Source organism: Caldisericia bacterium, from assembly GCA_021158845.1.
In the GTDB taxonomy this organism is placed as follows: domain Bacteria; phylum Caldisericota; class Caldisericia; order B22-G15; family B22-G15; genus B22-G15.
In genome coordinates this window covers 1-2,446 of sequence record JAGGSY010000145.1, presented here as the reverse complement: position 1 = coordinate 2,446, position 2,446 = coordinate 1, and the positions used below count along the sequence as shown (strand labels likewise).

Annotated in this window: 3 protein-coding genes; all 3 read right to left on the bottom strand. The window is 34.5% G+C overall.

Annotation, left to right across the window (positions count from 1 at the left end; all coding sequences use genetic code 11):
* A partial coding sequence (gene rfbG / locus J7J33_05190) for a CDP-glucose 4,6-dehydratase (GenBank protein ID MCD6168671.1) occupies nt 1-900 on the bottom strand: 900 nt, incomplete at its 3' end.
* Entirely contained in the window at nt 893-1,723 is an 831-nt protein-coding gene (locus J7J33_05185) for an NAD-dependent epimerase/dehydratase family protein (protein ID MCD6168670.1), read from the bottom strand. The genes J7J33_05185 and rfbG, both read right to left, overlap by 8 nt.
* Before the next feature lie 9 nt (nt 1,724-1,732).
* Nucleotides 1,733-2,446, bottom strand: a 714-nt coding sequence (rfbF, locus tag J7J33_05180) for a glucose-1-phosphate cytidylyltransferase (protein MCD6168669.1), incomplete at its 5' end; no start/stop codon positions are given.

Sequence of the window (2,446 nt, the reverse complement as noted above, 5' to 3'; positions counted from 1 at the left end):
TTCATGAGGATAGCTTGAAGTATCTATTGTATAAGCACCATCCCCCCATTGTTTAATGACAAGGTTAACTAATTGCTTAACGGTAAGAATATCACTATCATTTGGGCCAAAATTCCAGGCTCCAGCAAATTTTACTCCATTCTGATACATCTTTGAGCCGAGCAAGAGATATCCACTTAAAGGTTCTAATACGTGCTGCCAGGGACGGATTGCATCTGGATTACGAATTAGAATAGTCTTGTTTTGAGATAGAGACTTAACGCAATCGGGGATGAGTCTATCTTCTCTCCAATCACCCCCCCCAATGACATTTCCAGCTCTTACGGAAGCTAAAACTACATTGTGGGTTTTACTATATTCTTTTGGATTAAAAAATGACTTTCTATAAGCAGAAGTTATAAGTTCTGCGCATCCCTTACTTGAACTGTAAGGATCATATCCACCCATTGGATCGTTTTCTCTATAACCGTAAACCCACTCTCTGTTTTCGTAACACTTATCACTTGTCACAATAACACAAACCCTCACGCTTTTTGTTCTTCTTACGGCTTCCAAGACATTGACTGTCCCCATAATATTTGTTTCATAAGTAAGCCTTGGTTCTTTGTAAGAAAATCTCACCAATGGCTGAGCAGCTAAATGAAATACAAACTCAGGTTGATATTTTTCAAACACAGAAAACAAATGCTTCTCGTCTCTCACATCACCAATAATATGAATTATTTTGTCTTTTAAGTTTGTGGCTTCGAAAAAACTCGGTTTGGTAGGCGGCTCCAATGAATACCCAATAATCTCTGCTCCAAGTTCTTTAAGCCACACAGATAACCATCCACCTTTAAAACCGGTATGGCCGGTTACAAGAACTTTTTTATTCTTGTAAATGCCTTGGAAATCATTCATTTAATATTTTCTCTTTGTACCAATTTACTGTATTGCACAATCCATCTTCTAATGATGTTTTTGGTTCCCAATTTAACAGCTTCTTGGCTCGGCCAATATCAGCTTTAGAGTCAAAAATTTCATTTTTCCTGTAAGGTATAGCGCCCCATTTTATATTTGCTTTCTTCCCAGCTATTTTTTCTATCTTGTTTATAAGTGCTTTTAAAGATATACTTTGTCCTACACCTATGTTAAACTCTAAAAAGGTTTCGTTGAAAGATGCTAGTTTATTCAGGACTTTAAGATATACGTGAACTACATCCTTTACATAAATAAAATCTCTTTTTTGCTCACCTTTGGTATTATCGTCTCTTTCACCATACATATATTCTAAAGCCATATTAATGAATTTTATTTCATAATTTGCAGCAAAAAACTTTGCTATTTCTAAGAAGCCTTTTTTAGTAGCAGAGTATAAGCTGTATAGGTTGTTTGTTGAAGTATCTGTATTTATAAATGCCTTAATTTTATATTTTACACCTAAATCTAATAATTTTGAAGGTAATCTAATATTTGGTTCAAGCATTTCCATGACATTATTGTTATTTTTTTTTCCATAATCAGTAGCCAAATGAATAATTAAATCTATTTTGTTAGCTTGAAACACACTCCTGATATCAATTTTATCAATGTCATAGCTTTTTACTTGCAGGAGATAGTCTTCTATACGCCATATATTAGAAAAGGAACGCTTAAGGATAATAATTTTATAACCCTTTTTTATTAGTTCAGGCAAAAGATGACCGCCCAAAAAACCTGTGGCTCCGGTGAGAAGAACATTCATTTTTTCTTTCTAGTCCTTCCAAATTTTCCAAGGAGGATTACCTGAATTCCATAATGCTTCCAATGTTCTCTTATCTCTCAAAGTATCCATACACATCCAAAAACCTTTGTGCTTATATGCTACTAACTGCTTATCTCTAGATAGATTTTCAAGAGGTTCACGCTCCCACATAGTCTCGTCCCCTTCAATGTAATCAAAAATTTTAGGTTCTAACACAAAGAAACCGCCATTGACCCAAACATTGTCTCCTTTTGGCTTTTCTTGGAAACTTGTAACTTCGTTCTTCTGATTTATCTCTAAGGCTCCGAATCTCCCTGATGGCTGGACAGCTGTCAGGGTAACATATTTCCTGTGCTTTTTATGAAATTCCACAAGGTCTTTTAAGTCTATATTGCCTACCCCATCTCCATAAGTTAACATAAAAGTACTATTCCCAATATATTTCTTTATCCTTTTAATTCTCCCGCCTGTCATTGTGTGCAAACCTGTATCTACTAATGTCACCTTCCAAGGTTCACAAACATTATTATGAACTTCAATTTTATTGCTCTTTATGTCTATTGTCACATCTGATTGATGTAAAAAATAACTTGAAAAATATTCCTTAATCATATAACCCTTATAACCAAGACATATTATAAATTCATTAAAACCAAAAGCAGAGTAAATCTTCATGATATGCCATAGAATAGGCTTACCACCTATTTCAACCATAGGTTTGGG

Bases quoted from the DNA above. Each gene is read 5' to 3' on its own strand.
- J7J33_05185 (MCD6168670.1), bottom strand. From the start codon at position 1,723: ATGAATGTTCTTCTCACCGGAGCCACAGGTTTTTTGGGCGGTCATCTT.